Genomic DNA, 22,949 nt, shown 5'->3' on the forward strand with positions numbered 1-22,949 from the left:
CCACGCAAGCCGGTCATTATCGGCGCGAGCCACGCAAAGGCAGATGATGAGCAAGGCACCGTGGCGCCGGCTGATTCCCGCCGCCGTGCTGCTGCTGGGCCTGGCGCTTTTCCTGACGTTCGGCCTCGAACGCTATTTCTCGTTCGACATGCTGCGCCGCCACCACGCGACGCTGGTCGAGTGGGTGGCCGCGCATGCGGTGGCGGCGGCGCTGCTCTACGCGCTCGCCTATGCGCTGGTCGTCGCCTTCTCGCTGCCCATCGCCGCGCTGCTGACGCCGCTTGGCGGCTTCCTGTTCGGCGTCACGCTGGGCACCGTCCTGTCGGTCGCCGGCGCGACGCTGGGATCGGTCGCCGTCTTCCTCGCCGCCCGCACGGCCCTGCAAGATCTCTTCCGGGCGCGGGCCGGCGCGGCGCTGGCCCGCCTCGAGGAGGGCTTCCGCCGCGACAGCTTCAACTATCTCCTCTTCCTGCGGCTCGTGCCGGTGTTCCCATTCTGGCTGGTCAACATCGTGCCGGCGCTGCTCGGAATGGGGCTCGCACCCTACGCGCTGGCGACGCTGATCGGCATCGTCCCGGGTGCCGTCGTCTATTCCAGCGTCGGCGCCGGACTGGGCGCCGTCATCGACCGCGGCGAGACGCCCGACCTCGGCATCATCTTCGACTGGCGCATCCTGCTGCCGCTGCTCGGGCTCGCCGTGCTGGCGCTGGTTCCCGTCGTCTACGCGCGGCTGCGCGACCGGGGGCGGCCCGCATCATGAGCCCGGATGCCGACCGCCTCCTCACCCCTGATGTCTGCATCGTCGGTGCCGGGTCGGCGGGCCTCGTCGCGGCCGCCGGCGCGGCCCAGCTCGGCCTCGACGTGGTGCTGGTCGAGCGCGCGCTGATGGGCGGCGACTGCCTGAACCACGGGTGCGTGCCGTCCAAGGCGCTGATCGCCGCCGCCCGGATGGCCCAGGCCCAGCGGGCCGGCGGGCCGTTCGGCGTCGCACCGGTCGAGCCGCGCGTCGACTTCGCCCGCGTCATGGATCACGTCGCGGGCGTCATCGCCGCCATCGAACCCAACGACTCGGTCGAGCGCTTCGAGGGGCTGGGCGTGCGCGTGCTGCGCGAGGAGGCGCGCTTCGTCGGCCGCACCGAGCTGCAGGCCGGTCCCTACCGCATCCGCAGCAAGCGCATCGTGCTCGCGACCGGCTCGCGGCCGGCGCTGCCGCCGATCGAGGGCCTGGCCGAGGTGCCGCATCTCACCAACGAGACCGTGTTCGCCAACCGCGTCCTGCCGGACCACCTTCTGGTGATCGGCGGCGGCCCGATCGGGCTCGAGATGGCGCAGGCCCATCGCCGGCTGGGCGCGCGGGTCACCGTGCTGGAGGCGGCCGGCTTCCTCGCCAAGGACGATCCCGAACTGTCTTCCGTCGTCGTCACGCGGCTGCGGCAGGAGGGCGTCGAGATGGAGGGCGGGGCCGCCATCGTCCGCGCCGAGCAGGCTGCGGGCGGCGTGGCGCTCGTGCTCGGGGACGGACGGCGGATCGAGGGCTCCCATCTCCTGGTCGCCGCGGGCCGGGTGCCCACGATCGACACGCTCGACCTCGACCGCGCCGGCATCGCGCACACGAGGCGCGGCATCACGGTCGATGGCCGGCTGCGCACGTCGAACCGCAATGTCTGGGCGATCGGCGACTGCAACGGCCTCTATGCCTTCACCCACATGGCGGGCTACGAGGCTTCGCTGTTCATCCGCAGCGCGCTGTTCCGCGTGCCCGCCCGGCTCGACGCCGGGATCGTGCCGTGGACCACCTATACCGATCCCGAGCTTGCCCATGTCGGCCTCGACGAACGCACGGCGCGCGAAAGGCACGGCGAGCGAATCCGGGTCGTGCGCTGGAGCCTGGCGGAGAACGACCGCGCCCAGACCGAGCGCGAGACGGCCGGTCTCGTGAAGGCGGTGACCGACCGGCGCGGCCGCATCCTCGGCGCCTCGATCGTGGCGCCGCAGGCCGGCGAGCTGATCCAGCCCTGGTGCCTCGCCCTCTCGCGGCGGCTCGGCATCTCGGCGATGGCGAGCTTCGTGCCGCCCTATCCGACGCTCGGCGAAGCGAGCAAGCGCGCCGCGGGCAGCTACTACACCGAGACGCTGTTCGGATCGCGTACCCGCTGGCTGGTCGGGCTGCTGGCGCGCCTGCCGGTCTGGTGACCATTGCACCGCCGCGCCGAAGCGACGATCATCCGGCCCGCGTGATGGAGGGGTAACAGGGCATGCGGCACTGGATTTCGGCTTTCCTGGCCATGGCGATGGGCGCGACCGCCGTACAGGCCCAGCAGACGCCGACACCACCGGCGGCGTCGGCCGCACCCGACCTCGCGCCGCGGGTCGAGATCGAGCCCGCCGCTCTCGCGATCGTCAAGGCGATGAGCGACCGGCTGGCCGGCGCGAAGACGATGAGCTTCACCGCGCTCGCGACCTACGAGAGCCCCGACCGCACCGGCCTGCCGCTCGCCTACACGACCCTGTCCGAGGTGACCCTGCAGCGGCCCGACAGGCTCAAGGTGATCACCCTGGGCGACGGGCCGCGGACCGAGTTCTACTACGACGGCAAGACCGTCCAGGCCTTCGAGCCGGCCGCCAACCTCGTGGCGAAGGCCGATGCGCCGCCGACCATCGACGCCATGCTGCATGCGGCCTTCCAGCATGCCGCCATCTACTTCCCCTTCACCGATCTGGTGGTCGCCGATCCCCTGAAGGCGATCGCCGAGAATCTGCGCATCGCCTTCGTGGTCGGCCAGTCGCAGGTGGTGGGCGGCGTGCCGACCGACATCGTGGTGCTGGTGGGCAAGTTCGCGCACGTCCAGCTCTGGATCGGACGCGACGACAAGCTGCCGCGCATGGCCCAGGCGATCTTCCTCGAGGACCCGGCGCACTACCGCCACACCGTGCGCTTGTCGGACTGGAAGATCGACCCGGTGCTGCCGGCCGATGCCTTCGCCTGGAAGGCCCCGGCCGGCGCCGTGCGCATTCCCTTCGCCCCGCCCGGCGCCCGCGTGCCGGCCCCCGCCAAGAAGTGACGGACAGGAGACCGCGATGAACCGCACCCTGGCATTGCTCGCCGCCCTCGCCATCGCGGCCCCGCTGACGCCCGCCGCCGCCTGGTTCCACGCCGGCGGCTGGAGCGGCGACCGCAACTCGTGGTCCGCCCACACCTGGCGCGGCGGCACGGCCTCCGGCGGCGACGGATCGTGGTCGGCGACCGGGGCGCGCGGCGGCACCGCGAGTGGCGGCGACGGGTCGTGGAGCGCCTCGGGCTGGCGCGGCGGGTCGGCGAGCGGCGGCGGCGGAACCTGGTCGGCGACCGGCGCCAACGGCAGCCACTACTATGGCGGTCCCGACTACTGGCACGGCGGCTACTACCACGGCTACAACGCCCCCACCGTCGTCAATGCCTATGGGGCGAACTGCTACAATTGCGGCGGCTGGAACACCGGCGGCGCGGTGGCGGCCGGCCTTGTCGCCGGCACGGCGATGGGCGCGGCGGCCGCCAGCGCCAACACCCAGGCCGCCTACAATGCCGGCGTCGCGGCAGGTGCGGCCTCGGCGGCCAATCCGCCCGGCACGATCTACGGCGCCCTGCCGGCCGGCTGCACCTACCGCCCGCAGGGCAGCGCACCCTACTATTCGTGCACCGACGGGCTGTGGTTCGTGCCGGCCTACGGCGCCAACGGCGTCTACTACCGCGTCGTGGCGGCGCCCTGAGGGCCGCACTGGGCCGTCCGGCCCGACTGCGATAGGCTCCATCGACATGGCCGCCGACATCACCCTCGAGGCCGACCGGGCGCGCTCCATGCGACGCCGCCGCGGGACGTTCGGCCTGTCGTGGCGCATCCTCGGCCTCGTGGTCGCCGCCGTGATGACGGCCGAGATCCTGATCTTCCTGCCCTCGATCGCCCGCTTCCGCACGGTCTACCTCACGCAGCTGATCGAGAGCGGCACGCTGGCGGCGCTGGCGCTCGATGCCACGCCGGACAACATGGTGACCGAGGAGGTCAAGCGGAACCTTCTGAACAACGCCCGCGTCGACGCCGTCGTCCTGGTCGAGCCCAACAAGCCCAAGCGCGCGCTGATGAACATCAAGCCGACGCCCTCGATGCCGAGCTTCAACCTCGAGGAAGAGGGCGCGCTCATGCTGATCTGGGACGCGCTGGAGACGATGGCCAATGACGGCTCGCGTTACCTGCGCGTCGGCGGCGTGTCGAACCGCCTGCCCAACGCCATGGTCTGGATCATCGCCGACGAGCTGCCGATGCGGCTGGCGATGTATGGCTATGCGAGCCGCATCCTCGTCCTGTCCGTCATCATCGCGGGCTTCACCGCCTTCCTCCTCTACATCGCCCTGCGCTGGGTCGTGGTGCGGCCCCTGCAGCTTCTGTCGGCCGACATGGTCGCCTTCCGCCGCGCGCCGGAGGACGCGGCCGGCGTGCGGCCGCCGACCGACCGCCAGGACGAGATCGGCGTGCTCGATCGCGAGTTCCGCAACCTGCAGCGCGAGTTGCGCAAGTCGCTGCGCCAGAAGTCGCGTCTGGCGGAGATCGGGGCAGCCACCAACAAGGTCAACCACGACCTGCGCAACATGCTCTCGACGGCGCGCCTGTTGTCGGACCGTCTGGCGCGCAGCGAGGATGAACGCACCCGCGCGCTGGCGCCGACCATCCTGAACACGATCGACCGAGCGGCGCGGCTGGCGAGCGACGCGATCGAGTATGTCCGCGACCGGCCGACGCCGCGCCTGTCGACGGTCGACCTGGCCGACCTGATCGATGAGGTCGGCATCGTGCTGCAGGAGCAGGGCGAGGACCACGATCCCAACATCGTGCGCGACTGGCGGAACACGGTCGGCTCCGACCTGCGCGTCGAGGCCGACCGCGACCTGCTCTACCGCATCTTCGTCAACCTCGGCCGCAATGCCTTCGAGGCCGGCGCCACCCGCGTGACGGTGAGCGCGCATGGCCGGCCGGACGGCGTCGTCGTCGAGGTCGCCGACAACGGCCCCGGCGTGCCGCCGGAACTGGTCGACAATATCTTCCGGCCCTTCGTCACCGGCGGGCAGAGCGGCGGCGCGGGTCTCGGCCTCGCCATCGCCCGGGACCTCGTGCGCGCCCATGGCGGTGACATCGCCCTGTCCGAGTCGGGCGCGCAGGGCACCACCTTCCGCTTCACCCTCCCGCGACCCTAGAACGGGCGCGGCCCTCGTCGTCTAGGGCGAATCCTTGAGTCGCGCGATGAAGGCGCGGATACGGCTGGCGTTGACGCCGAGATCGGAGCGGCCGTCCCGGCTCTTCGACCGGATGTCGATGCGGCTGCCGGCGCCGTCGGGCTTGATGCGCACGACGATGTCGTCGCGGAACCCGAACCAGTCGCTAGTCGCCACCGCCTCGAGGCGGCCTTCGGCCGGAGCGCGGGCGACGACCTCCCAGCCCATCGCCGTGGCGACGTCGTCGACCCGTCGGAAGGCGTCGGCCGGCGGCACCGCCAGCACCACCGGCGCTATGTCGGGATAGGCGGCGCGCTGCAGCGCGCCCGTGGCCGAACCGGGATAGGCTGGCCCGTTGGCGGCGCCGCGGCGCAGTTGCAGGGTCGTGACGAGCGGCGGCGGGTTGGCGATGTCGGTCGAGATGTCGTTGATCTCCGGCGACTGCGTGGCGCGCAGGAACCAGGTGAGCGGAGTATAGGCCGCCGCTCCGCCCACAAGGATGGCGAGGACGGCCGACAGGAAGCCACGGCGACGGTCGCCGGGGCGCGTGGGCAGGACGGTCGCGAGACCGAGGGCCACGCCCGCCACGGCGAAGTAGAAGCCGTAACGGAAGAAGGTGATGGCCACCTCGATGTCGAGACCGCCATAGCGGTGAAGCGGACCGGCCGCGGCCACGGTGATCGCCGCAACGCACGCGACGACGAAGGCGACGCGCGCCAGGCGGTGGCTGACCGGATTGGTCGGGCGAACGAACATGCGTCACCGGTCATGGTAGACCTCCTTGCGCGGCCATGCACCCGCTCGACAAGGGCCGCGCCCTTCTCTATGCGGCGCTGATGAAGACTCCCGACGGCGCGCGTCGCCCCGCCATGGGCGCCGGACTGGCCGCCATCGTGCTGTGGGGCGCCCTGGCCGCGCTGTCGGTGTCGGCCGGCCCCGTGCCGCCTTTCCAGATGGTTGCCATGACGTTCGCCGTGGGCAGCGCCATCGGGATCATCCGCGCCCTGGCCCGCGGCGTCGGCTGGCGCGGCCTGATCGGCTGGCCGGCACGACTGTGGCTGCTCGGCATCGGCGGCCTGTTCGGCTATCACGCGCTCTATTTCGCGGCCCTGCAGCTCGCGCCGCCGGCCGAGGCCAACCTTGTGAACTATCTGTGGCCTCTATTGATCGTGCTGCTGTCGGCGCCCCTGGCCGGCGAGCGCCTGGGCTGGTCGCATCTTGTCGGGGCCGGTCTGGGCTTTGCCGGCGTCGTGGCGCTGGCGCTCGGTCGCGGCGTCAGCTTCACCGGCGCCTATGCGCTGGGCTACACGCTGGCGCTGGGATGCGCCTTCGCCTGGTCGCTCTACTCGGTGCTGTCGCGCCGGTTCGGCGAGACGCCGACCGACGCCATCGCGTCCTTCTGCGGCGCCTCGGCCATCCTGTCGCTGGGCTGCCACCTGCTGTTCGAGCGCACCGTATGGCCGGCGTCGGGTGCCGCCTGGCTGGCCGTGCTGGCGCTCGGCCTGGGACCCGCCGGCGCCGCCTTTTATCTCTGGGACTTCGCGGTGAAGCGCGGCGACATCCGCGCCCTGGGCGCGCTCTCCTACGCCACGCCCATCCTGTCGACCCTGCTGCTGATCCTTTGCGGCCTGGCCGAGCCGACCGGCGCGCTGGTCCTCGCCGCCCTGCTGGTCACCGCCGGCGCGGTGCTGGCCTCGCGCGACCTGTGGCGGCGCGGCGGCGATGCCGGCTCCGTCAGCCCGGACGCCAGCCCGGTGGCGCGAGCTCGAAGGCGCTGAACTCGAAGGCCGGCGCGACGGTGCAGCCGATCAGCGTCCAGGCACCCAGCGACCGCGCCGACTGCCAGACGTGACGCGGCACGACCGCCTGCGGCCGCTCGCCCAGCGCGAGGTCGGTGCCGAGCCGCACGTGGCGCACCGCCCGGCCGTCATCGCTCAGCGCCAGTTCGAGCGGGGCGCCCGCGTAGTGGTGCCAGACCTCGTCGGCATCGACCCGGTGCCAGTGTGCCCGCTCGCCGGCCTGCAGCAGGAAGTAGATCGCGGTGCTGGCGGCGCGCCCCTCGTCGGGAGCCCGGAACGTCTCGACGAAGTGCCCGCCCTCGGGATGCGGCTTCATCTCGAGGGTGCGGATGATCTCCTCGGCGGTCACGTGCGGCCGCTCACGCCGGCGGCGGAACCGTCGCCTTCATCGACGGCAGCTTGGAGAAGGTCGCGTACCACTTGGCGAGCTTGGCCCGCTTGGCGCGCCAGTCGTGGCTGGCGAACCGATAGTCGAGATAGCCCAGCGCGCAGGCGATCGTGATGGTGCCCAGCGTCGGCCGGCCCTTGAGCGACTTGGCCTCGGCCTCGAGCTGGTCGAGCACGCCGTCGATCTTCTTCATCTGGCCTTTGGTCCAGTCGGGCCAGCGCCTGTCCTCGGGCCGCAGGAAGTTCTCGTAGCGCGCCAGCAGCGCGGCATCGAGCAGCCCGTCGGCCATCGCCTGCTGGCGCAGCGCCACCCAGCGGCTGCGCCCCTTGCGCGGCACGAGCTTGCGGCCCTTGTGCTGGTGATCGAGGTACTCGCAGATCACCGGCGAGTCGAAGAGGTCCATGCCCTTGACCGAGAGCGCCGGGATCTTGCCGACGGGGTTGTGCTTGTCGACATCGGCATTGGGCGCCACCGGCGACAGCGCGACGTTGATCATCTCGATCTTCTTGTCGAGCTTGGCCTCGAGCGCCAGCACCCGGACCTTGCGCGCATAGGGCGACGCCGGCGAATAGTAGAGTCTCATCCTGGCCATTGGCGGTCTCCCCTTTTTCGCTCAGCCCGCGGCCATCTGCGGGATCGCGGTGTCGTTCAGGCGAACCTTGCGCGCCACCTCGAGCAGCTGTCGCCAGGTGGTGCCGTCGATCGGCACGCCGTTCTTCTCGCGGTCGAGGCGGCGCGCCCGCTCGGGCTCGCCGGGTGTCAGCACCTCGGCCACGCCGGGCTGCGGCCGGGCCGACTTGACCCAGGTGATGAAGGTCTCGACCTCGTCCTCGAACATCTCGACGCCGCCCATCGAGGCGGGATCGATGATGATCGACAGCATGTTGTTGATGATGTCGGTCCCGTCCTTCTTGATCGTGCGCGGGCTGTGCGTGCGGCCGCCCGTGAGGGCGCCGGCCAGCAGGTCGCAGATCACCGCCAGGCCGCCGCCCTTGTGCAGGCCGAACGGCAGGATGGCGCCGTAGGGTGGGTTGTACATCACGCCGGGATCGGTGGTGGGCTTGCCCGCCGCGTCGATCAGCAGGCCCTCGTCCATCCGAACCTGCTTGTTGTTGGCGACGCGGACCTTGCCCATCGCAACCTGGCTGGTGGCGAAGTCGAGCACGATCGGTTCCCTGCCCGGGCGCGGGACGGCGGTGCAGTAGGGATTGGTCGTGAAGCGCGGCTCGGCGCCCCCGAACGGCGCCACCAGCGACTTGTGGCCGTGCACGTTGACCCAGTGCGTGCTCACCATGCCGGCCCGTGCGCACTGCTCGCCCCAATGGCCGATCCGTCCGATGTGATGGGCGTTCTTGAGGCCGACGACGCAGACGCCATGGGTGCGGGCGCGCTCGATGCCGATATCCATCGCCTCCTTGGCAACGACCTGGCCATAGCCGGCGCCGCCGTCGATCACGATCACCGCGCCATTGTCGCGGACGATCTTTGCATGATGGTTACGGACGCAGGCGCCATTGCCGGTGTTCTGGATATAGGCCGGGATCATCCCGACCCCGTGGCTGTCGTGGCCGAACAGGTTGGCGAGCACGAGATGGTCGGCGACCAGCCGGGCTTCCTCGGCCGAGCTGCCGTCGGCCTGGCAGATCGCCATGACGAAGCCGTGCAGCGGGTCGGGCTTGATGCGGACCTCGCCTACCGAACTCTGCCCCTCAGCAGCCATGCCCCGCGTCTCCCCGCCATTTCGTTGCGGGCGGCAACCTTCCGCGTCGCCGGTTCCCTGTCAACCGAGGCGCCGATTCCAGGACCGCCCAATTTTGGCCCCCAGCCGCCGCCAAGACGGGCCCTCGGACCGCGTGGTACATCCTGCATGACAAACGAGGCCTGCGTGCGCTTTTTCCTTCGCCTGGCGTGGCTCCTGCTGGCGCCGGTCCTCCTGGTCCCGGCGATCGCCCTGCCGGCGCTCGCCCAGCCGGCCGGATCGCCCCAGCGTCCCTTCGCGCAGCTGGTCGAGCTCTGGACCCGCCAGCTCGACCGTATCGCCACGCGGACCGAGCAGGCCGGACTGCTGCCGGTCGAGATCGATTCCCTGCGCGAGCAGGCCGCCGACGTGCGGACCGCGGCCAGCGCCGCGGCATCCCTGGCGCGCAGCGACCTCGCCGACACCCGCAAGCTGCTGGCGCCGCTCGAGGTCAAGCCGGGGACCGAAGCCGCGCCCGAGCCGGCCGAGGTGAAGGCCGACCGCGAACGCCTGCTCGAACAGGCGGCGGTCAGCGAAGGCCGGCTCAAGCAGTGCGAGGTCATCATCGCCCGCGCCGACCAGCTGATCGAACGCCTGACCCGGCTGCGCAGCCAGTTGCTGCTCGACACGCTGCTGCACCGCAACGTCTCGCCCCTCTCCGCCGACGCGTGGCGCAACCTGCCGGGCCAGCTCTCCACCTCCCTGCAGGCGATGGCGACCGCGTTCGGCAGCTGGGGACGCGACGGCCTGGGCACCTTGCGCCTCGACCACCGGGACCTCGTCTCCCTGGCGGCGTGGGCGGCCCTCACCGTGGCCCTGTGGCTGCTGGGCCGCTACCTGCGCCGGCGGTTCGGGCGCGGGACCACCGTCGACACGACCCGGCGCGCCCGCATCGTTGCCGTCACCGTCGACGGGGTCGGCCTGGTCCTCGTCCCCATCCTCGCCGTGTGGCTGATCACCCGGCTGCTGGCGGCGACCGCACCGCCGCCGCTGGTCGACACGCTGCTGACGGCGCTTGCGGTGCGAGCGATCGCCTTCCTGCTGGTGGTCGGGCTCACCGCCACCGCGCTGGCGCCGCAGCAGCGGACGTGGCGCGTGCTGCCCTTCACCGACGACGCGGCGCAGGCCCTGTCGACGGCCCTGCGCCGCCTGATGGCGATCGGCCTGGGCGTCGACTTCCTCTATGTCGCATTGGTGCGCGGCGCCGGCCCGGACGCCGAGGCCCTGGCCTCGATCGCTGCCCTCATCGTGGCCATCGTCGTTTCCCTGCTCGCGCTGCCGACGCTGGGCAACCGCGCCTGGCAGGCCGAGCGCCCCGAAGGCGTCGAGACGTCGGTGATGATCGGCGGCACCTGGTGGTCGGTTGCCCGGGTGGTGCTGAGCATCGCCGTCCTCTCGTCCATCGTCTTCGCGCTGCTGGGCTACGTCACCCTGGCGTCGCACCTGCACAACGCCATCTACGCCACCTGCATCCTGATCGCCGTCGCCCTCCTGCTGCACCGCCTGGTCGGAGACGTGCTGGAAGAGGCGGCGGCGCCCGACACGCCGACCGGGCGTTGGGTCCGCCATCGCTTCGGCCTGCCGCCGGACAAGCCGCTGCGCGGCCAGCACATCGTCATGCTGCTGGTCGACCTGGTGCTGCTCGTGCTGCTCGGCGTCGCCATTCCGGCGGCCTGGGGCGTCGACATCGACGCTATCGCCGACGGCGCCGGCCAGCTCCTGCGCGGCGTCAGGATCGGCGGCGTCACCATCTCGCTCGGCAACATCGCCATCGCCATCCTGGCCTTCATCGTGTGCATGGCGCTCGCCCGCGTCGCCCGCGCCGTGGTGCGCGACAGCGTGCTGCCGACCATCGACGCACCGCTGCCGCTGCGCCAGTCGATCGACGCCGGACTGAACTATGCCGGCGTGATCATCGCCCTGCTGGTCGGCGTCTCGGCGCTGGGCATCGACTTCACGAATCTCGCCATCGTGCTGGGCGCCCTGTCGGTCGGCATCGGCCTTGGCCTGCAGAACATCGCCAACAACGTGATCTCCGGCGTCATCCTGCTCGTCGAGCGGCCGATCAAGGCCGGCGACTGGGTGATCGTCGACGGCCACGAGGGCTTCGTGCGACGAATCAGCATCCGCGCCACCGAGATCGAGACTTTCCAGCGCGCCTCTGTGATCGTGCCAAACAGCATGTTCCTGCAGAGCGCCGTCATCAATCGCACCTACGCCGACACATCCAGCCGGGTCGAGATCTCGGTCACCGTCGGCTACGGCAGCGACGTCGCGCAGGTCGAATCGATCCTCCGCGAATCGGCGCTCGGCCAGCCGCTGGTCCTGCGCGTTCCCGCCCCCATCGTGCGCTTCGTGCGCATGGGTTCCGACGGGCTGGAATTCGATTTGTTCGCCTTCGTCGCCCGCGTCGAGGACCGGCTGGTGGTCGGCAACGGACTCAACCGCACCATCCTCGAGAAGCTGCGCGAGGCCGAGATCGAGATCCCGTTCCGCACGGTCGACCTCCACCTGCGCGACGCCGACCGGCTGGTCGACGCGATCCGCGGCCCGACGGCCGGAACGTCGGCCGAAACGTCGGCCAGTGCACCGGCCGCGCCCGGCTCCATGACGGCGACGGGGAAGGGGCCGGGAGACACCAGCGATGCCGCCACGCCGTCGTAGGGACGAGGCGGGGCGGGGCTGGATGGGTCGCCACTGGCCGGCGGCCCTGCTGGTCTGCCTGGGCGTGCTGGCGGGCGGCGCGTTGTGGGCCTACGCGCCGAGCCTGCCGCCGGAGTTCCTGAGGCATCGCTACGCCGACCCGCACTCGACGTTCGTCGACGTCGGCGGCGTTGAGGCCCACATCCGCGACGAGGGCAATCCCGACGGCATCCCCGTCGTGCTGATCCACGGCGCCGGCGGCTCGCTGCACGTCTGGGACGGCTGGGTCCGCGCCCTGGGCGACAAAGCGCGGATCATCTCCGTCGATCTGCCGGGCCACGGCCTGACCGGGCCCTGGCCGCGCGACGAGTACACGGTCGAGGCCTACACCGACTTCATCGAGGTCCTGGTCGACGCGCTCCATCTCGACCGTTTCGTGGTCGTCGGCCATTCGATGGGCGGAGCGGTGGCCTGGAGCTTCGCGGCGACCCGACCCGATCGCGTCAGCCAGCTCGTCCTGGTGGACTCCTCGGGCTATCCGCGCGAAGGGCCGCCGCCGCTGCGCAGCACGCTGACCGGCCTGCCGCTCCTGGGCGACCTCGCGCTCTACTTCAAGCCCGAGGCGGTGGTGCGCCGCGCCCTGCGCAGCACCTATGCCGATCCGGCAACGGCGACGCCGGAGCGCGTCCGTCGCTACGCCGAGCTGCAGCGCTTCCCCGGCAACCGCGAGGCGGCCCTTCAGCGCAGCCGGCATGCCGCGCCCCTCGACCCGACGCCGCTCAAGCGGCTCAATGTCCCGACCCTGATTCTCTGGGGCGCCCGCGATCCCTGGGTGCCGGTCGCCGACGCCTTCCGCTTCCAGAACGACATCAAGGGCAGCCAGCTCGAGGTCTTCGAGGCGCTGGGCCACAATCCGATGGAGGAGGATCCCGCGGCGACCGCCGCCGCGGTGGCGGCATTCCTCAAGCCGATCCCGCCGCGCCCGGCGCCGGCCGAGCCGGCGCCGGATCCGTCCGTCCAGCCGTCGGTCCTTCCCGAGAAGGACTGAACGATCAGCCCTTGAGCGCCGCCATCACGCGGGCGAAGGCCTCGTCGGCGATCGCCTCGATCTCCGCCGCGGTGCGGTTCTGGATGGGATGGGGCACGTAGACCACGGCCGGCTCGAAGCCGAGCGAATCGCTCTGCGCCGCGACGCCGTCGACGAAGCCCGTGGTGACGATGTTCACGCCGGGGAGGCCGCGTCCGTCCAGATTATGAAGGTCGTGCAGACTGCACGATGTGCAGGAGCCTCAATCGCTGAGGGCGATCACCGCGACCTGCGCCTCGGCCGCGATCTGCTGCATGAGCGCCGTCGGGGCGACCTTGGTGTTGGTCGGCTTGGCGTAGCGGCGGGTGGCGATGCCGGCCGCCGCGAAGTGGCTCTCGAGCCGGTCGATGAATTCCCGGCCGCGCGACTTGCCAATGTCCATCAACGCCACCGTCTTGCCGTCCAGCGTGGCCGGCGGGGTGAGCCGCGGCCGCCGTACCGGGGCGCTCTCCGCCGTCGGATCGCGCAGCTTCATTTCGGTGTTCATGGGTGGATCTCCCTGGTGACGGACTGGCATTCGGCGCGCACGCGCTGGCCCGGCCAGCCGCCGATGATGGCCGAGAATAGCCCGGCCTCGCCGCCGGCGCGAACTATCAGCACGCCGTCCGGCATCGGCTGGAACTTGTCGACGACCTTGTCGGCATAGGCCGGCGGCAGACCCTCGCCGACGCCCTGCGCGCCCCAGACGAGGTCGCGGCCCGGGCGCTTCAGCGCCTGGTGCAGCTCGTCCTCGATGCGCCGGCGGTCCCAGCCGCCTTCCTTGAAGATCGCGTAGTGCTCGGGCGACAGTACCAGCACGGCATTGCCCGAATCGCAGAGCTTGGGATGGCCGACGCCGAACAGACCCATCGCCATCGACCGCACCAGATCCTCAGGGGTCCGCGACTTCTGGTCGATGAAGCCGTGCACGCCCTCGCCGTGGAACAGCGTGACCGCGCTCTTGCCCGGCGCGATGCCGCGGCGCACCGAGAGCGGCTCCCAGTCGGGATCGGACTCGTCCTCGGCGAAGCAGAACGTGTACTTGCCGGGATTGCCCAGCGTGGCGCGGTCGATCGCCCCCGGCAGGCCGCCGCCGACATTGCGCACGATGAGCTGGAGCGTGCGGCCGATCGTGGCGTTGGCGCGGTTGCCCTGGCCGAGCGCGTTGACGCCGCTGTTCATGCCGACCGAGCGTGCCAGCGGCCCGTTGATGATGACCAGCGGACCGGCGAAGTGCGTGGTGCAAAGCAGCCCGTGCATCACGAACAGCGGATCGAGCGCGGCCTCGAGCACGCCCAGCACCACCGGCATGTATTCCGGCTTGCAGCCGGCCATCACGGCGTTGATCGCCACCTTCTCGACGGTGCAGGGCGCGAGGTTGGGCGGGATCAGGCCGACCACCTCGCCGGGCTTGCGCTCGGTGCCGCCCAGCATGCGCAGGATGCGCGCATCGGTCGGCGGCACGACCGGCAGGCCGTCGCTCCAGCCGCGCTCGAAGCAGGCCTCCCAGGGATCGTCCCAGGTCCCGACCGCGATCTCGCGCGCGGCGAGGCCGGTGTCGCCATACCGTGCAACCAGGGCCTCGTGCACACCGGGCTCGACGCTCTTGGAGCCGCAGCCCGGCTGCCAGTCCGGCAGGCCCTCGCCCGCCGCGGCGGCACCGGCGACGCGCAGCCATTCCTTGCGCTCCCAGCCCACGGTCCGATCGACCTCGCGCCCGTCCTGGAAGCGGATCAGGGTCGGCACCGTGTCGACGTTCAGCCGGAAGGAGCGCTCGAGCTCGTGGTCGTCGAGTACCGAGCGGACACCGGCCGGGAAGGTCGGATCGTCCTGGCAGACGACGGCCAGCGGGCCGGCGCGGTCGAGGCTCCGCATCACAGGCTCGACCAGGACGCAGGTCGGACACTCACGCTTGGCGACGATCACCAGGCCGTCGCGGGGGAGACTGTCGAGCATGGCGCACGATCCTTCAGCGAGATGTCTGTCATCCCGAGCGGAGCGAAGGCCCTTCGAGGCAACAGGAAGGTCCGTCGCTCCGCTCGGGATGACATTATTACTCGCCCAACAAGGCTTCCACCTGCTTGTCGATGAAGGCCGCGTCCTCCGGGCTCCCGGTCGGGTTGCCGGCGCGATGGCCCCACACCGACGGGATCTCGACCAGCCGGCCGCGCTTCAGCAGCGGCAGCTCGATGCGGTTGTCGTCGGTCTGGAAATAGAGATCGGTGGCCGACGGCATCAGCAGGACGCGGGCCTTGATGCCTTCGAGCGCCATCTCGAGGTCGCCGCGATAGAGGTCGTTGGCCGAGATGTCGGCGTTCTGCCAGGTCCAGAGCTGGGCCATCAGGTCGCGCGCGTCGCGGCGCAGGAAGTTGGCCTCCCACGACCGGACAAGGAAATCCTCGAGGCTGGCGAAGCCCAGGCCGCGCCACATCTCGCGGCGATAGAAGGTCTGGCTGAGCGCCCAGCCGGCGTAGATGCGGCCCATTGCCTTCAGGCCCTCCTCGGAGGTCCGCGCATTCTGGACCGCCGCGCGCACGCCTTCGAGGAAGACGAAATTGTGCGGCGCCGTGCGGGCTGAGCCGCAGTTGACGACGATGCGCTCGACCGCCTCGCCGAACAGCGCCGCCCAGTGATAGGCCTGCTGCGCGCCCATCGACCAGCCGTAGACCATCTTCACGCGGTCGACGCCGAACTGCTCCGCCATCAGGCGGCGCTGGGCCATGACGTTGTCGTACGCCGTCACCTGCGGGAACCGGCCGGCGGCGCCCTGCTCGGTGTTCGACGGCGAGGACGAGAGGCCGTTGGTGAACATGTTGGGGATGACGATGAAATAGCGGCTGGGGTCGAGGCAGTGCCGCGGATCGATCAGCCATTCAATGTCGGTGTGATGGGCCGAGTAGCTGGTCGGGTAGACGATGACATTGTCGCGCGCCGGCGCCAGCGTGCCGTAGGTCTTGTAGACGATGCGCGCCTTCTCGAGCGTGCCGCCGCGCTGCAGGGCAAGGTCGCCGCAGTCGAAGACGCCTTCGCTCGTCCTCATGCCGGCCGCCGTCCCAGGCTGGCGATGATCTCGCCCTGCACCTGGATGTAGCCCTTGGCCACGTACTTGAGATGCGGCCGCAGGTAGCGATGCGCCTCGGGCAGGTTGTGGAAGGCGATGTTGGGGAACAGGTGATGCTCGGCGTGATAGGGCAGGTTCCACATCAGGAACCGCACCACGGGATTGCTGAGCGTGGTCCGCGTATTGGCGAACCCGTCGTCGGAATTGGGGCAGAGCGTGTGCTCGCACAGCAGGTAGAGCCGCAGGAACGGCAGGCCGACCAGCAGCGGCAGGAACCACACCCACAGCACGACCGTGGTCTGGAGCACCAGCGAGCCCACGAGAAGCACGGCGTAGAGGGCGAGCAGCCAGCGCCCCCAGCGTCGCACCTCCGGCCACGCCGCGGGATGGATATAGTCGACATTGCCCCGGTAGCCGAACGGGAACAGGAAGATGTCGCGCACCCGGAGCATCAGGAAGGGAATCGAGCTGACGCGATAGAGGTACTGCCGCCAGGTGCGCGGCGTGCCCGAGGTCACGAGCTCGGGATCGCGCGCCGGGTCCTGGGTATAGCGGTGATGGGCCATGTGATAGTGCCGGTAGAAGCCGGCATTGTTGAGGATCGCGGCGCCGGAGAAGAAGGCCAGCAGGTCGGCCATCCAGCGGGTCTTGAACGAGCCGTAGTGCACGGACTCGTGCATGGCGCCGAACAGGGCATTGATCAGGATGCCCTGCACGACCAGCGCCGGTACCAGCCACCAGGTGCCGCGCGCCTCGAGCACGGCCCAGCCGCCCAGGACGAGCAACGCGAGGTGGGCCGCGGTCTGCACGAGACCGTGCCCGTCCGATCGCATGTAGAGGCGCTTCAGCACCTCCGCCGGCACCACCCGCATCTGGCGGGCGCGCTGGCCGGTTACGGTATAGGCGCCCACAGCCCGTCCCTGTAGGCCCGCTCGGTGCGCGCCTCGGCCGTCTTCTTGTCCTCTTCGCTCAACCCGATCTGATCGCCGACCATGCGGCTGATCGACGGGAAGGTGCCCTTCGGCTGGACGTAGTCGTCCTGCCAGAGCTTCGATCGCAGCAGCGCCTTGGCGCAGTGCAGGTAGGCCTGGCGCACCGAGATCACGATGGCGCAGCGCGGCTCCTTGCCCTGCACCGCCATCGAGGCCAGCAGCCCGGCATCGACCGACAGGCGCGCCGTGCCGGCGACCCGTACCGTCTCGGCGACGCCGGGGATCAGGAAGATCAGGGCGATCTCCGGATTCTCGAGCAGGTTTCGCAACGTATCGAGCCGGTTGTTGCCCGGCCGGTCGGCCAGCGCGATCGTGTGCTCGTCCAGCACCCTGAAGCTGCCCGGCGGGTCGCCGCGCGGCGTGACGTCCTGCTTTCCGGAGGCATCGGCGGTCGAGACCAGGCACAGCGGCGACAGGTCGATGAAGCGGCGCATGTGGACGTCGATGCGGCCGATATCCTTGAGCGCCGCGCCGCGCGCCACCGGCGCATAGGAGGCGACCAGCGCGGCGGCACCGGCGTCGTCCAGCAGCGCGGGCAGGGATGGAGCGATCGAATCGGGCATGGCGACCTCCGGAAGGACAGGTCAACCCTAGCACGATCTGCGCCGCCGGCAGCGGGGTGTGCGGGGGCGTGGCGCCGGAGACAAAAAAAGCCCGACCACGATTGGAAGTGGTCGGGCACACAGGCCTTGTTGTCTCTCCGGTCTCTCTAGCACGGCGCGAGTCCCGCCCCAAGCCGTTTCCCCGCGGAATATTGCCCCGTGGAAACCGACGCTACTTCTTCACGCTTCCAAGCTTCTCGAAGGCGGGGCGCTGGAACAGCGGCAGGGCGACGCCGCGCGCCGCGGCGCTGCTGCGCTCCACGTCCTTGGCGATGCAACGGCGTTCGAGCGATTCGTCGCGCGCGTCGCGCCCGTAGAAGCGCACGTTCGCCAGGACCGCCTGCACGATCTCGGCGCTCTGCCGCGGGCTCGCCCCGGCGGCCTTGAGCCTGGCCAGGGTCTGCTCGAGGTCGGCCTGCAGGCCGGCATACAGGAAGGGCACATGCTCGGTCTGGCCCCGCAGGCAGTAGAAGAGAAGCGACCGGTCGTCGGCATAGTCGCGCGCCGCCAGGATCGCCGATTCGAACTGGGCGCGACCCAGCGCGGCATCGGCGGTGGCGACGGGCAATATCCCGAAGACGGCGGCCACAGCCAGGATGCTGCGTCGGTGAAGAGCCATGATGCCATCTTGAAGGGCGCCCAGCGGCTTGTCGATGAAGCCACCGGGGCCTCCGGCGCGCCGTGGCGCCGGCCGTCCCGACCGTCGATCCTGCATGACAACCCCAACCGCTTTCCCAAAGCTCTCGCGGCCCGGGCGGCGCCTCTGCGCTCGTCCCGGATGGGCGGCACAATGGTGCGGAAGATCGCCGCTGGCTGTGGCGAAGCCCACGTTGGCCCAAGCGGCGGGAGCCTCCCTCCCGCCGCCCGGCCCACCGTTCAGGCAGGCATCTTGTCGATGAAGCCCACGACCGAGGCGAAGCGGCCGTCGCCCGACAGGAGGACGAAGTCGACGCCCTCCACGACCGAGGGACCCGCCGCCGGACCGAGCGACCAGGAAAAGCGGACGGCGCCATTGTGATGGTCGATGCCCGAGATGCGCTTCAGCACAAATCCCGGAAACTTCGCCTGGACGCCGGCCAGCATGGCGTCGAGCCCGGCAAGGCCGTCGCCCGTCATCACGGGATCGCGATAGCGGGCATCGGCGGCGCAGGATGCGGACAGGGCGGCCCGCCGCCTCGCGGGATCGGTTTCGTTCCAGCTCGCGACGTAGTTCTCGACGACGGATTCGATGGCGGACATGACGATCTCCTTGCAGGTTCAAGCCGGCACAGGAGAGCGCAGACCGCCCGGCCGGGCGATTGCCCGGGAGGTAATCAGTTCGCGGTCAGAGGTAGCGTCGCAGCGTCGGCAGGGCCTGCTCGACGCAGGCGTGCCCTTCGGCGATCGCCTCCTCGGCGCGGTTGAACTCCATCAGGCCGATGCTGCGCAGCCGAGGCACCAGCATCACGTGCGGCGGCTCGCCCGCCAGGCGCGTGCGCGTGATGTGGTCCTGCATGATGTTGATGGCCGTCGCGAGGACATCGAAGTAACCCGGCGCCGGCGCCGTGTCGCGCGGCGCTTCGCGCACCAGCGGCGCCTCGTCGTTGGCCGGTCGCCGGCGCAGCGATGGCAGGCGGGCCGGGAACTGGCCGAGCACCCGCCGCACGACCTCTCCCGACAGGCGCGACGGCTGGGTCTCGACGGGCGGCTCAGGTTCGGTGAAACGCCGGCCCAGCAGCTCGCCGTTCAGGTTGACGGCGATGATGACATCGGCGCCCAGCGCCCGGCAGACCGAGACCGGGATCGGGTTCGACAGTCCGCCGTCGAGCAGCCATTTGCCGTCCAGCCGGGCCGGGCTGAAGATGCCCGGAATGGCGATCGAGGCGCGGACCGCTTCGTTGATGGGTCCCGACTGCAGCCAGATCTCGCGACCGGTCGCCATGTCCGTTGCGACCGCCGCGTAATGGGTGGCGTAGCTCTCGATTGGCGCACCGATGCCCAGTCGCTCCAGGAAGCCGACGATCTGGCGGCCGCTGATCAGCCCGCCGCCCGTGAGACGCAGGTCGGTGAGCCGGGCAATGCTCCGCCAGGTCGCGGCATCAGCCCATTGCCGCAGCTCGGGCAGGCGGCCCGCCACGTGCGCGGCGCCGACCAGGGCGCCCATTGACGCTCCGCAGATGATGTCGGGGACGATGCCGGCGGCGACCAGCGCCTCGATGACGCCGATATGGGCCCAGCCGCGCGCCGAGCCGCTTCCGAGGGCGAGGCCGATGCGGGGGCGGGTCATGAATGGTCCATGGAGATCAGGTCTCGACGATCACAAGGATGCGAAGGGTGGGCAACGAACCGCTCTGCCGCCACACCGCTGACTTGATCCTCGACGAGGATGAGTCGCCGGGGAGCGGCGGAGCAGCCAGGAAACGAGCATGAGCATCTTAAGTGATTTGCAGGCCGTCGCAGCCAAGCTGACGCTCCAGGACAACCGTCCGGTCTGTGCCCAATGCGGCAAGGGCCGGCTCGTCGTCGTCAGCGAGCGGCCGCATCCCAATTTCGGCGCCCTCGGCATGGTCGAGCAGACGATGCAGTGCAACAACACGGCGTGCGGCAAGGTCACGATCGACTGACCCGGTGCGGCACCTCTTGATCCGAATCAAGGCGCTGCCCCACCCGTCGGCCAAACTGACGTCATGATGAGCTTTCCCTATCGCTGCCCCCGGACCGGCTACCAGGTGACGGGCTGGCAGGAGCCCGGATTCGTGCCGCCGCTGGGCAGATCGGGAGCGGATGGGCGACATCTCTACGTTGCCGAGCGTTGCCCGGCCTGCGGCGGGCTTCACATCGTCAACCCTCTGACCGGCCGGATGCTGGCGGAGGAAAGGGTCGTTTTGACCCAGATCAAGGCGCAGCCCGGGGAGCCTGCGACCGTTCATCCCTAAGTGCACACCTTCCTGTTTCGCTGCCCGCACACCGGCCACAACGTGCAGGGACGGGTCGACTCCATCGACTCTCCCGAGCCCACCTATGTGGCGCTCGATTGCATGGCCTGCGGCGGCGTTCATCCCGTCAATCCGCGCACCGGCAAGCTGATGAGCGAGGAAGTGCGGCGGCCGCCCCGCCGGTAGACGGCCCCGGTCCACGACTCAGCCGCCCTCGGCTTCCTTGATGCGCTGCTCGAGCAGACCGCGAATAGGCGCGTCGGCCGGCAGCATCGACAGCAGCGTCTTCCATCGGGCCGCGGCGGCCTTGCGATCGCCGGCGGCGAAGTCGGCCGCGCCCAGATAGAACAGCGCCAGGCCGTTGCGGGGCTCGGCCTTCTCCAGGCGCTGCAGGACCGCCACGGCGGCCGGCGACGGGGCCTCGCCGGGCTTGAGTCCGCGCACATGCGATTCGGCCCAGTCGGCAAGCAGGCGGGCGTCGAGCGGCGCGAGCCGATCGGCGTGGGCATAGGCGTCGGCCGCCGGCCCGGTCTCGCCCAGCACCTTCCAGGCATTGGCAAGGCGCAGCCAGCCGGCACGGTCGTCCGGACTGTCCTTGAGGCGCGCCGCCAGTCCCTCGACCATGCCGCGGATCGCCTGCTGGCGCTGCTCGGGCGTCATCGCCGCCATCGCCTCCTGCTGCTCGCGCGACGGCTGCGGCATGGCGGACGGCGGTGCCGGCGGCACCTCGAGGCCGGCCGCGCGGGCGACGCGCCGGATCTCGGCCCGCAGCATGCCGCGCCACGGCGCGTCGGGCGGGCCCGACGCCTCGAGCGCCTGCCAGCGGCGCAGCGCGGCGGCGCTGTCGCCCGACTGGGCCTCGTGAAGGCCGAGATAGTAGAGCGCGCGGGCGTCGCCCGGCTCGGCGGCGAGCGCCTTGTTGAAGGCCGCCAGCGCCTCCGCCGTCACCGTGCCGTCGGCCTCCAGCGTCAGCGCCTCGCCCAGCGCCGACTGGGACTCGGCGTCGTCCGGCGCGGCGGTCGCGCGCGCCCGCGCCTCTCGGACCAGGCGGGGAATGTCGATCGCCTCGCCGGCCGGCGGCCGCGCGCCGGCGACGAACGGTGCCGAGCGCAGGCCGGGCCGGCCGATATCGAGATAGAGGCCGAGCGCCACCAGCGGCACCAGGATGGCGAGCGCCGGCGGCAGCAGGCGATGCAGGCGGGCCGATTCGCGCCGCGCCGCCGGCGCCGCGGCGGCCTGGTGGTCGGCGGCGAGCAGGCGCCGCTCGATCTCGAGGCGCGCCGACGCCGCGTCGGCGTCGGCCAGGCGGCCGGCGGCGACGTCGCGATCGATCTCGGCGAGCTGGTCGCGGTAGAGCGCCAGCTCGCCCTCGAAGCGGCGCAGCCGCCGCGGACGCGCGCGCAGGAGCGGCCAGAGCAGAGCCGCAACCGTCGCCGTCGTCAGCAGGGCGAGCAGGAGCTCCAGCATCGCCGTCAGCGCCCGAGCAGGGCGCGCAGACGCTCGCGCTCCTCCTCGCTCAAGGGCGGCGTCGGCGCGAGCGCGCGGCGGCGCAAGGCGCGCAGCAGGATCGCCGCCAGCGCGACCAGCAACAGAAGCGGCGTGCCCAGCCAGAGCAGCAGCGTGCCGGTCTTGAAGGGCGGCCGGAGCAGCACGTAGTCGCCGTAGCGCGCCACCATGAAATCGAAGACCTGCCGGTCGCTGTCACCGGCGGTCAGGCGCTCGCGCACCGCGCGGCGCATGTCGCGCGCCACCTCCGCCGACGAATCGTCGATCGACTGGTTCTGGCAGACGACGCAGCGCAGCGCTTGGCCGATGGCGCGGGCGCGGGCCTCGAGCGCCGGGTCCTTCAGCATCTCCGACGGCTCGACGGCCTGCGCGGCGCCGGCGAACAGCAGCAGCAGGCCGGCGAGGAGCGCGGCGCGCCATTTGAGCATCACGATCCGCCCTTGAGGAAGGGGATGATGGTGCCCGTCACGTCGCGCTCGGTGATGGGGCCGCGGAAGTGGAAACGCACGATGCCCTTGCCGTCGACCAGGTAGGTCTCGGGCACGCCCGACAGGCCCCAGTCGAGCGCGACCTTGCCGTCGAGGTCGTAGCCGGCATGGCGATAGGGATCGCCCAGCCGCTTCAGCCAGGCGAGGGCATCGGCCGGCTTGTTCTTCCAGGCGACGCCGATGACGGTGGCGCCGTCGCGTTCGGCCAGGCGCGCGAACAGCGGATGCTCGGCGAGGCAGGGCGTACACCAGCTCGCGAAGAAGTTGACGATCACCGGCTTGCCGGTGCGCAGCAGCGCGTCGCCGAGCGGCGGCTCACCCGGCCGCAGCGCCGGCACGTCGAGCCGCGGCGCCGGTCGACCGACCATCACCGAGCCGATCGCCGCCGGATCGCGCCCGGCCAGCAGCGACCAGGCGAAGAAGCCGGCCATCAGGACCAGCGTCGCCAGCGGCAGCAGGTAGACGAGGCGGCGGCTCACGGCGGGGGGCACGCCAGGCGAGGAAACTTG

At 70.9% G+C, this 22,949-nt stretch carries 26 protein-coding genes; 11 read left to right on the plus strand and 15 right to left on the minus strand.

The genetic code is table 11. The annotated features are described in order from the left end of the window. The first annotated feature begins 46 nt into the window (after positions 1-46). From ACO073_RS04190 to ACO073_RS04210, 5 genes are all read left to right on the plus strand, one after another. Positions 47-760 carry a TVP38/TMEM64 family protein gene (locus ACO073_RS04190; protein ID WP_421995577.1) on the plus strand — a complete coding sequence of 238 codons (714 nt, stop codon included), beginning with the start codon at positions 47-49 and terminating at the stop codon, positions 758-760. Then, positions 757-2,193 (plus strand): dihydrolipoyl dehydrogenase family protein, encoded by a 1,437-nt coding sequence (locus ACO073_RS04195; RefSeq protein WP_421995578.1) that lies wholly within the window; start codon positions 757-759, stop codon positions 2,191-2,193. The genes ACO073_RS04190 and ACO073_RS04195 overlap by 4 nt, the downstream gene beginning before the upstream one ends. A 62-nt stretch (positions 2,194-2,255) precedes the next feature. After that, entirely contained in the window at positions 2,256-3,062 is an 807-nt protein-coding gene (locus tag ACO073_RS04200) for a DUF2092 domain-containing protein (RefSeq protein WP_421995580.1), read from the plus strand. Between the two features lie 16 nt (positions 3,063-3,078). After that, entirely contained in the window at positions 3,079-3,747 is a 669-nt protein-coding gene (locus ACO073_RS04205) for a hypothetical protein (RefSeq protein WP_421995582.1), read from the plus strand. A 46-nt stretch (positions 3,748-3,793) separates the two neighbouring features. Further along, the gene (locus ACO073_RS04210) at positions 3,794-5,224 is read left to right on the plus strand and encodes an ATP-binding protein (RefSeq protein WP_421995584.1); all 1,431 of its coding nucleotides are present in this window, start codon (positions 3,794-3,796) and stop codon (positions 5,222-5,224) included. Between the two features lie 21 nt (positions 5,225-5,245). On the opposite strand, the gene ACO073_RS04215 is transcribed toward ACO073_RS04210, so the two are convergent. Then, positions 5,246-5,998, minus strand: coding sequence for a DUF1499 domain-containing protein (locus tag ACO073_RS04215; RefSeq protein WP_421995586.1), 753 nt, complete (start codon positions 5,996-5,998; stop codon positions 5,246-5,248). An 80-nt stretch (positions 5,999-6,078) separates the two neighbouring features. Here ACO073_RS04215 and ACO073_RS04220 point away from each other — a divergent pair, with 80 nt between their 5' ends. Then, positions 6,079-7,020, plus strand: coding sequence for a DMT family transporter (locus tag ACO073_RS04220; RefSeq protein ID WP_421997391.1), 942 nt, complete (start codon positions 6,079-6,081; stop codon positions 7,018-7,020). On the opposite strand, the gene ACO073_RS04225 is transcribed toward ACO073_RS04220, so the two are convergent. The 3 genes from ACO073_RS04225 to ACO073_RS04235 are packed head-to-tail and all read right to left on the minus strand — an operon-like array spanning position 6,977 to position 9,149. Continuing rightward, positions 6,977-7,357, minus strand: a complete 381-nt coding sequence (locus ACO073_RS04225; RefSeq protein ID WP_421997392.1) for a cupin domain-containing protein — start codon at positions 7,355-7,357, stop codon at positions 6,977-6,979. The genes ACO073_RS04220 and ACO073_RS04225 overlap by 44 nt on opposite strands. A 43-nt stretch (positions 7,358-7,400) precedes the next feature. Next, on the minus strand, positions 7,401-8,021 hold the full coding sequence (locus ACO073_RS04230) for a glutathione S-transferase (RefSeq protein WP_421995588.1): 621 nt from the start codon (positions 8,019-8,021) through the stop codon (positions 7,401-7,403). A gap of 21 nt (positions 8,022-8,042) precedes the next feature. Then, positions 8,043-9,149 carry a malate/lactate/ureidoglycolate dehydrogenase gene (locus tag ACO073_RS04235; RefSeq protein WP_421995590.1) on the minus strand — a complete coding sequence of 369 codons (1,107 nt, stop codon included), beginning with the start codon at positions 9,147-9,149 and terminating at the stop codon, positions 8,043-8,045. A gap of 165 nt (positions 9,150-9,314) precedes the next feature. Here ACO073_RS04235 and ACO073_RS04240 point away from each other — a divergent pair, with 165 nt between their 5' ends. Together ACO073_RS04240 and ACO073_RS04245 are read left to right on the plus strand one after the other, a co-directional pair. Continuing rightward, on the plus strand, positions 9,315-11,831 hold the full coding sequence (locus ACO073_RS04240) for a DUF3772 domain-containing protein (RefSeq protein ID WP_421995592.1): 2,517 nt from the start codon (positions 9,315-9,317) through the stop codon (positions 11,829-11,831). A gap of 22 nt (positions 11,832-11,853) precedes the next feature. Then, complete coding sequence (locus ACO073_RS04245) at positions 11,854-12,858, plus strand: alpha/beta fold hydrolase (RefSeq protein ID WP_421995594.1); 1,005 nt, start codon at positions 11,854-11,856, stop codon at positions 12,856-12,858. A gap of 4 nt (positions 12,859-12,862) precedes the next feature. Here ACO073_RS04245 and ACO073_RS04250 read toward each other — a convergent pair whose 3' ends face one another. The 8 genes from ACO073_RS04250 to ACO073_RS04285 all read right to left on the minus strand — a co-directional run bounded on the left by ACO073_RS04250 (position 12,863) and on the right by ACO073_RS04285 (position 19,797). Beyond that, positions 12,863-13,384, minus strand: coding sequence for a UGSC family (seleno)protein (locus tag ACO073_RS04250; protein ID WP_421995596.1), 522 nt, complete (start codon positions 13,382-13,384; stop codon positions 12,863-12,865). Beyond that, entirely contained in the window at positions 13,381-14,832 is a 1,452-nt protein-coding gene (locus ACO073_RS04255) for a thioredoxin family protein (protein ID WP_421995598.1), read from the minus strand. The genes ACO073_RS04250 and ACO073_RS04255 overlap by 4 nt, the downstream gene beginning before the upstream one ends. Before the next feature lie 97 nt (positions 14,833-14,929). Continuing rightward, a complete protein-coding gene (locus ACO073_RS04260) occupies positions 14,930-15,916 on the minus strand; it encodes an alpha/beta fold hydrolase (protein ID WP_421995600.1) in 987 nt (328 codons plus the stop codon). After that, positions 15,913-16,848: a fatty acid desaturase gene (locus ACO073_RS04265; RefSeq protein ID WP_421995602.1), complete on the minus strand. Its 936-nt coding sequence runs from the start codon at positions 16,846-16,848 to the stop codon at positions 15,913-15,915. Before ACO073_RS04265 ends, ACO073_RS04260 begins: the two co-directional genes overlap by 4 nt. Then, a complete protein-coding gene (locus ACO073_RS04270; RefSeq protein WP_421995604.1) occupies positions 16,830-17,492 on the minus strand; it encodes an MSMEG_1061 family FMN-dependent PPOX-type flavoprotein in 663 nt (220 codons plus the stop codon). Before ACO073_RS04270 ends, ACO073_RS04265 begins: the two co-directional genes overlap by 19 nt. Before the next feature lie 211 nt (positions 17,493-17,703). Further along, positions 17,704-18,150 (minus strand): hypothetical protein, encoded by a 447-nt coding sequence (locus ACO073_RS04275; protein ID WP_421995606.1) that lies wholly within the window; start codon positions 18,148-18,150, stop codon positions 17,704-17,706. A 257-nt stretch (positions 18,151-18,407) separates the two neighbouring features. Further along, positions 18,408-18,770 (minus strand): nuclear transport factor 2 family protein, encoded by a 363-nt coding sequence (locus tag ACO073_RS04280; RefSeq protein ID WP_421995608.1) that lies wholly within the window; start codon positions 18,768-18,770, stop codon positions 18,408-18,410. Between the two features lie 85 nt (positions 18,771-18,855). Then, positions 18,856-19,797, minus strand: coding sequence for a patatin-like phospholipase family protein (locus tag ACO073_RS04285; protein WP_421995610.1), 942 nt, complete (start codon positions 19,795-19,797; stop codon positions 18,856-18,858). Between the two features lie 139 nt (positions 19,798-19,936). Here ACO073_RS04285 and ACO073_RS04290 point away from each other — a divergent pair, with 139 nt between their 5' ends. From ACO073_RS04290 to ACO073_RS04300, 3 genes are all read left to right on the plus strand, one after another. Then, entirely contained in the window at positions 19,937-20,134 is a 198-nt protein-coding gene (locus ACO073_RS04290) for a hypothetical protein (RefSeq protein WP_421995612.1), read from the plus strand. A 63-nt stretch (positions 20,135-20,197) separates the two neighbouring features. Beyond that, a complete protein-coding gene (locus ACO073_RS04295) occupies positions 20,198-20,446 on the plus strand; it encodes a hypothetical protein (RefSeq protein ID WP_421995614.1) in 249 nt (82 codons plus the stop codon). After that, positions 20,447-20,632 (plus strand): hypothetical protein, encoded by a 186-nt coding sequence (locus tag ACO073_RS04300; protein WP_421995616.1) that lies wholly within the window; start codon positions 20,447-20,449, stop codon positions 20,630-20,632. It abuts the gene before it with no gap. 18 nt (positions 20,633-20,650) lie between these two features. Here ACO073_RS04300 and ccmI read toward each other — a convergent pair whose 3' ends face one another. The 3 genes from ccmI to ACO073_RS04315 are packed head-to-tail and all read right to left on the minus strand — an operon-like array spanning position 20,651 to position 22,919. Further along, positions 20,651-21,913: a c-type cytochrome biogenesis protein CcmI gene (gene ccmI, locus ACO073_RS04305; RefSeq protein WP_421995618.1), complete on the minus strand. Its 1,263-nt coding sequence runs from the start codon at positions 21,911-21,913 to the stop codon at positions 20,651-20,653. Between the two features lie 5 nt (positions 21,914-21,918). After that, on the minus strand, positions 21,919-22,380 hold the full coding sequence (locus ACO073_RS04310) for a cytochrome c-type biogenesis protein (protein ID WP_421995620.1): 462 nt from the start codon (positions 22,378-22,380) through the stop codon (positions 21,919-21,921). After that, a complete protein-coding gene (locus ACO073_RS04315) occupies positions 22,380-22,919 on the minus strand; it encodes a DsbE family thiol:disulfide interchange protein (protein WP_421995622.1) in 540 nt (179 codons plus the stop codon). The genes ACO073_RS04310 and ACO073_RS04315 overlap by 1 nt, the downstream gene beginning before the upstream one ends. Positions 22,920-22,949: the final 30 nt, after the last annotated feature.

Source organism: Reyranella sp. (genome assembly GCF_965229815.1).
Classification (GTDB): Bacteria; Pseudomonadota; Alphaproteobacteria; order Reyranellales; family Reyranellaceae; genus Reyranella.